The 6,181-nt window shown below is 71.1% G+C and carries 7 protein-coding genes and 1 pseudogene; 3 read left to right on the forward strand and 5 right to left on the reverse strand.

What is annotated here, in order from left to right; translation table 11 throughout:
• The first annotated feature begins 22 nt into the window (after nt 1-22).
• Entirely contained in the window at nt 23-970 is a 948-nt protein-coding gene (locus ACIBVP_RS07085; protein ID WP_396105095.1) for a ParA family protein, read from the forward strand.
• On the forward strand, nt 967-1,578 hold the full coding sequence (locus tag ACIBVP_RS07090) for a hypothetical protein (protein ID WP_396105096.1): 612 nt from the start codon (nt 967-969) through the stop codon (nt 1,576-1,578). Before ACIBVP_RS07085 ends, ACIBVP_RS07090 begins: the two co-directional genes overlap by 4 nt.
• A 27-nt stretch (nt 1,579-1,605) precedes the next feature.
• Here ACIBVP_RS07090 and ACIBVP_RS07095 read toward each other — a convergent pair whose 3' ends face one another.
• The 4 genes and pseudogenes from ACIBVP_RS07095 to ACIBVP_RS07110 form a co-directional block, all read right to left on the reverse strand.
• The gene (locus ACIBVP_RS07095) at nt 1,606-2,493 is read right to left on the reverse strand and encodes a hypothetical protein (RefSeq protein ID WP_396105097.1); all 888 of its coding nucleotides are present in this window, start codon (nt 2,491-2,493) and stop codon (nt 1,606-1,608) included.
• A 5-nt stretch (nt 2,494-2,498) separates the two neighbouring features.
• On the reverse strand, nt 2,499-3,827 hold the full coding sequence (locus ACIBVP_RS07100; RefSeq protein ID WP_396105098.1) for a hypothetical protein: 1,329 nt from the start codon (nt 3,825-3,827) through the stop codon (nt 2,499-2,501).
• Nucleotides 3,820-4,122: a DUF6403 family protein gene (locus ACIBVP_RS07105; RefSeq protein WP_396105099.1), complete on the reverse strand. Its 303-nt coding sequence runs from the start codon at nt 4,120-4,122 to the stop codon at nt 3,820-3,822. Before ACIBVP_RS07105 ends, ACIBVP_RS07100 begins: the two co-directional genes overlap by 8 nt.
• Nucleotides 4,123-4,168: 46 nt before the next feature.
• A pseudogene (locus ACIBVP_RS07110) lies at nt 4,169-4,468 on the reverse strand (NAD(P)-dependent oxidoreductase); the annotation flags it as partial.
• A 77-nt stretch (nt 4,469-4,545) separates the two neighbouring features.
• On the opposite strand from ACIBVP_RS07110, the gene ACIBVP_RS07115 reads away from it, so the two are divergent.
• Nucleotides 4,546-4,785, forward strand: coding sequence for a hypothetical protein (locus ACIBVP_RS07115; protein WP_396105100.1), 240 nt, complete (start codon nt 4,546-4,548; stop codon nt 4,783-4,785).
• Here the strand turns inward: ACIBVP_RS07115 and ACIBVP_RS07120 are convergent.
• Nucleotides 4,737-6,011, reverse strand: coding sequence for a glucarate dehydratase family protein (locus ACIBVP_RS07120; protein WP_396105101.1), 1,275 nt, complete (start codon nt 6,009-6,011; stop codon nt 4,737-4,739). The genes ACIBVP_RS07115 and ACIBVP_RS07120 overlap by 49 nt on opposite strands.
• Between the last annotated feature and the right edge of the window lie 170 nt (nt 6,012-6,181).

The following is a 6,181-nucleotide window of genomic DNA, read 5'->3' on the forward strand; positions in this document are numbered from 1 at the left end:
CACGGGACACCGGGAGAGGCGTATGCGGGTCGTGGCGGTCATGAACTACAAGGGCGGCGTGGGGAAGACGACCCTCACGGCGAATCTCGGCGCGGTCGCCGCCAGCCGTGGTCTGCGCGTGCTCCTCCTCGACCTCGATCCGCAGACGAACCTGACGTTCTCGTTCTTCTCGATCGACGACTGGCACGATCGGCTCAAGAACGACAACCGCACGGTGAAGCAGTGGTACGAAGCCGACGTGCCCGGGCGGGATGTCTCGCTGGCGGATCTCGTCGTCACGCCGGAGCGGGTGAACAGGGCCCTCGCCGGCTCCACGGGCCGGCTCGACCTGATCTCCTCTCACCTGGGGCTCATCGACATCGATCTCGAGCTGGCCGCCCGGCTGGGCGGCGCCACGACTCTCGAGGGGTCGATGCGGAAGTTCCTCGATTTGCACGGGTGCCTGCGGCGTGCGCTCGAGGACAGCGCGTTCACCGCGTACGACCTGGTGCTCATCGACTGCGCGCCCAACTTCGGCCTGGTCACCAAGACGGCCATCGTGGCGAGTGAGCAGATCCTCGTGCCGGCGAAGGCCGACTACCTCTCCACACTGGGACTGGACTACCTGGTCGGCAACTGCGCGGGCCTGGTGGAGCAGTACAACGACTTCGTCAACCACAAGCGCAGCCCCGGGAGTCACCGGCCGATCGATCCCGGCTTCCTGGGGGTCGTCTTCACGATGGTCCAGATCTACGCGCGACAGGTGACCCTCGCCCAGCACGCCTACATCGAGGAGGTGCGCGTGAACTCGCGGGTTCCCGTGCTGGCGAGCACGGTCCGCAACAGTCCTCGCCACTTCGGCGACGCGGGTGAGAGCGGCGTGCCGGCGATGCTGCGCGCCACCGGGAAGGACGAGGTCGTGCGGGAGTTCGACCAGCTGACCGACGAAGTACTGGGTGCGCTCGCGTTGTCCGGGGGTGGTCGCCGGTGAACGACCTGACGAGCTTCGCCGCCCTGCAGGCTCGCGTGTACGAGTTCCTGACGCGACAGGACGAAGCCACCTTGCGGGCGATCGCCGGTGGCACGGTGCGACTGGCCGTCGTCCACGCCGACGAGGAACAGGTCCCCTCCCGCGATCCGTCGCGGGTGGCGCGTCTCCTGCCGACACTGGCATCGGAGGACGAACGACGGACCTACCTGGCCGAGACCGGTTTCACCAGGAGGGAGCTCCACGCGGTGGCGAAGGCGCTGCGCATCCGGCGCTACAGCCACCTCACCCGCGACCGTCTCGTCGACCTCCTGGTCGGTCACGGTCAGGCGCGGCAGACCACCGCACCTCCACCTCAGATCGACAAGCCGGAAGACAAGCCGGACGCTGAGGCGGCGGCCATCGCATCGCGCCTGCGCGAGACCGAGACCGAGGAGGAGGGCGCCGCGTACCTCCGCGCACAGAACCTGGACGCGGACGGCCTGCTCGCCGTCGCCGCCGCGTTGGGGCTCACGCGGCTGGACCGGCTTCGCCGGGCAGACCTGGAGAAGCGCGTGCTCAAACAAGCGATCGGTGCCCGGCGCAAGTTCGACGGGCTGCGGAAGTGGTGAGCGCCAAGGGAAGGTCGGCCGCGTTCGTCAGTTCCCGCGGCGGCGCTTCGGTCGCGTCCCGGCCAGCTGCTCCGCCCGCTTCGTGAGCGCGTCGACCTTCTCCCGCAGCTCCGGCTGGACCTCGCCGTCGGTGAGGTCCGCGGCCAGCTCGGCGTAGTCGGCGGCCAGCTCCCGGTACTTGCGCCGGAAGTCCTTCCCCAGGCTGTCGGCGCGCCCGTCGAGGTCGATGACGTGCTTCGCGAGCACGGCCGCCTTCGCGTTCAGCACACTGTGTTCGTCCGTCGCGGCCTCGCGTTCCGCGCGGTGGGTCGCGGCGAGCCTGCCCGCCCGGCGACCGAGCACGAACAGCGTGAGCGCACCACCGAGCACGGCCGCGAGCGCGGCGAGCGCGATCAGGTACCTGGGCAGCGACGGGCTGATCGTGCGTGCCCCGTCCGGCACGGCACCCGACTTCACGAGGCTGTCGTAGTTCACCGCGATCACCCGCAGCGCCTCGATCGGCCGGTCGGTGAACTGGTCCGCTCCCCCGCTGATCCTGGTCTCCGCGACGAACGCCCTGCCGAAGTTCTCGTCGTCGTCACCGGGGAACTGCGCGCACCCGTAGGTGTCGAACTCGTCATCGCCGGGGCTCAGCAGCAGCACGAGTGTGCCGTCCGCGGCGCCGGAGACGTCGTCGCAGCCCTCGGACAGGTCCGCGTCCCGCTCCATGAACACCACGACGAGCCTGCGGTTGCCGATGATCTTCTCGGCGGCCGCCTCGTCCACGTCCACGCCCGGCGCCACGTACACCGACGACGTGCGCACCTCGCGGGCGACCGCGCCGTCGAAGATCCCGGCTGTCCAGGACGCCCAGCCCGCCAGCACGAGCAACGCGACCGTGGCGAGCCCGAACGGGGTCGCGAGGAACTTCCGCACGCGGTTCACGAGATACCGCCCGCGAGATAGTTCACCGGCCGGTAGTCGGCACGGCCGAGCGCACGAGCCGCGGTGTCCAGTTCGGACTCCGCGCTGTCGAGCAGCCGCCGGACGTGCCGGTACGGCAGGTCGTCCGCCACCGACGCGCGTGCCTCCCCCAGCTTGGTGATCGCCCTGGCGAGCGCGGCGTCGCGGGACAGGCCCGACATCTCGATGGCGAGCGTGGTCAGCCCGGCGAGCCGGGCGGGCGGTGTGCGCGGCGGGCCGACGCCCGGACCGAGCACCCTGCGGACGGACAACCCGAGGAACGCGAGCACGCACAACGCGAACAGCCACGGCAGCACCGGCAACGCGACCCGCAGCGGGTCGAACGGCTGGTACGGCAACGGCCGGTCGAACAGTCCGGCGTAGCGCACGTCGGTGACCTGGTTGAGGTACACACCGAGCACGTTGTCCTGCGGGTACGCGTAGGAGGCGAGCCGGTCGGCGAACCGGTTGTACATCCCGGCGGCGACGACGTCGGAGAACGACTCCGCGTGCGGGCCGTAGTACTCGGCCCAGTTGCCGTACATCACGACGATCGGCCTGCCGGGGAACTCCTTCTCGAGCGCGGCGCCGTACTCCGGCACCGGCTGCCCGTGCGGCTGCTGCGGGAACGCGGCGAAAAGCGGTTCCTCGTCGGGGAAGGCGGTGTCCGCACGGTCCGGCACGGCCGTCAGGGTCGCGCCGTCGGCGCGGTGGAGGCGGTCGGCACGCAGGTCCGCGACCACCGGCGCCAGCTCGGCGGCGGTCGGTGCGCGCCAGCGGAACAGGTCGACGTCGGCCGGGAGCTCCTGGTCGCGTTCGCTCGCGATGATGGTCATGAGGAGGCTCGTGACGTCGCCGGTGGTGAACTGCGCGCGCCAGCCCGCGTTGTCGTCGGAGGTCGCCCCGTACAGGGTGCCGGTGACCTGGGTGCCGACGACCTGGATGGTCGCGTTCTCGACCTCGTTGAGCTGGTCGTGCTGCTTTTCCGTCAGGCCGGGCGGGGTGACGAGGATGCGGATGTCGGCGTCGCCGAGCGCGTCGGACACGAGCTTCTCGTCCCAGTACGCGATGGCGCCCGGTAGCCGCACGATGCGTTCCTCGTCGAGCATGGTGGTCAGCTCGCCGGTCGACGGCAGGTCGGTGTCGGTCAGCTCCCCCGCGTCGCCCTCGTCGACGGTGTCCTTTCCGGACGGTGACTGGGCATAGCTGACGTCGACGGTCTGCCGCTGTGCCAGCAGGAACACGACGATCATCACGACGGCCGCGGCGAGGAAGACCCAGCGCAGCCGCTGCAGGCGGTCACTCATCGGTGGCCTCCCGCCACAGTCGGTCGGCGCGTTCCGCGCAGGCGGTCGCCTCCTTGGCGGCGGCCGTCCCTCCCTCGCCCGCGGCGAGCAGCTCCGCGCGGGCGAACAGGTCGTCGGCTTCGGGCACGTCGTCCGGTGCCGCGTCGCGGCTGATGGCCGCGCTGTCGATGGCGGCTCTGGCGGCCGACCACGCGGTGCGGTTGTCCAGTGACCGCGCCCGCACCCTGGGTAGGTACGCGACGGCGAACCCGGCCACCAGAAGCACCGCGACGCCGACCACCCACACCCAGATCACGGGCCTGATTGTGCCTGATGGTGATCAGCGGCCCGCACGGACCACGTCAACGAGCGGCGCCCCCGCCGCGCGGCCGCGGAACGTCTCGTCGGTGTGGCCGGAGTCGTGCGGGGTCATCACCACGTTCGACGAGTGGGCCGCGGGTCTCGGCGGTCAGGGGCACGGTGAGCACCACGACGTCCGATGTGGACAGCAGCTCGTCCAGTCCGGACATGTCGGCCACGTGGTCGAGCGCGAGCCCGGCCGGTGCGACCGGGGTGCGGCGAACGGCTCGTGCGCGCATGCCGAGGCCGGTCAGGCCGCGCCCGACCTCGCAGCCGATCTCGCCCAGCCCGACGACGCCGACGGTGCGGCCCCGCGAGTGTGGTGTTCATCCGCACGTCCGGGTCGACCGCGACGGAGATCCACTCGCCCTGGCGAAGCATGCGGCCGGTCATCAGCGACACCATGACCACGTGCTCGGCGATGGACCGGCCGTGGTGGAAGGTGTTGCACACGGTCACGCCGGGCGCGAGCGCGTCGAGCGCCACCCGGTCGCCCCCCGCGCCCGGCACGTGCGGCAGGCGCAGGTTCGTCGAGGTGGTCGGCGACGAGCGGGTCGGTGACGAGGAGGTTCACCATCGCGGCGCCGTCGGGTCGAAGTCGGGGTGGGTGCGGCGGTAGTAGCCGGTGTCGTCGCGTTCGGTGATGCCGCACGCGAGGTACTGCTCGTGCAGGCGCGCGAGGGCGTCGCGGTCCAGTTCGACACCCAGCCCGGGGCCGGTGGGCACGGGCACGGCGCCGTTCTCGAACCACAGCGCCCCGGGCAGGATCACGTCGTCCTCGGCGGCCTTCCACGGCCAGTGCGTGTCGCAGGCGTAGGTGAGGTTGGGGGTCGCGGCCGCGAGGTGGGTCATGGCGGCGAGGCTGATGCCGAGGTGCGAGTTGGAGTGCATCGACAGCGACAGCCCGAACGTGTCGCACGTGTTCGCGAGCGACTGGGAGCGGCGCAGCCCGCCCCAGAAGTGGTGGTCGGAGAGGATGACCTGGACGGCGTCCTCCTCGACGGCAGGCCGCAGGTGCTCGAACGCGACCACGCACATGTTGGTGGCGAGCGGCATCGGCGACTCGCGGGCGACACGCGCCATGCCGGCGATGCCGGTGGTCGGGTCCTCCAGGTACTCGAGCACCCCGTCCAGTTCCTCGGCGACCGCGATCGACGTGGCCACACCCCACGCGCCGTTCGGGTCGAGCCGCAGTGGGTGGTCCGGGAACTCCTTGCGCAGCGCGGTGATCGCGGCGATCTCCTCCTCGGGCGGGAACACGCCGCCCTTGAGCTTGATCGCGGTGAAGCCGTACTCGTCCACGACACGCCGGGCCTGCGCGACGAGCCCGTCGGGGTCGAGGGCCTCCCCGTACGCGTCGGGTTCGGCGCCGGGATGGCCCGCCCACTTGTAGAAGAGGTAGGCGCTGTAGTCGACGCGGTCGCGGACGGCGCCGCCGAGCAGGTCGCTCACGGGCCTGCCGACGGCCTTGCCCTGGAGGTCGAGGCAGGCGACCTCGAACGGCGACAGGACGCGGTCGGCGGTGCTGCTGCCGGTGACCATGCCGCTCATGCCGTGCCCGCCGTCGCCGCTGTCATGCCCACGGGCGAGGCTCCCGCGGACCCGGCGGGCGATCTCCTGGGTGTGCCACACGTCGACACCGGTCAGCTCCGCCGCGGCGGCACGCAGGCGGGCGAGGTGCTTGGCGTCGCCGTAGGTCTCGCCGAGCCCGGACAACCCGGAGTCGGTGACCACCTCGACGATGGCCCGCAACGCGTAAGGCTCGTGCACGCCGACCGTGTTGAGCAGCGGCGGATCCCGGAACGCGACGGGCGTGACGTGAACGTCCCGAATGCGAAGCACCACGCCCGCAGTCTACATACGTAGACACCAGACACAAGAGTAGCCAACCCCGCGAGTCACGCGCCAGAACACCGCGAGTCGCGCGCTCGGACATACCGAGTTGTGGGGTTGGGGGGGGGGGGGGGGGGGGCGGAAAAAACCAAGCGATATGTTTGGGGGGGGGGCGGGCCGGG

This window comes from Actinophytocola sp. NPDC049390 (assembly GCF_044466355.1).
Taxonomy (GTDB): domain Bacteria; phylum Actinomycetota; class Actinomycetes; order Mycobacteriales; family Pseudonocardiaceae; genus Actinophytocola.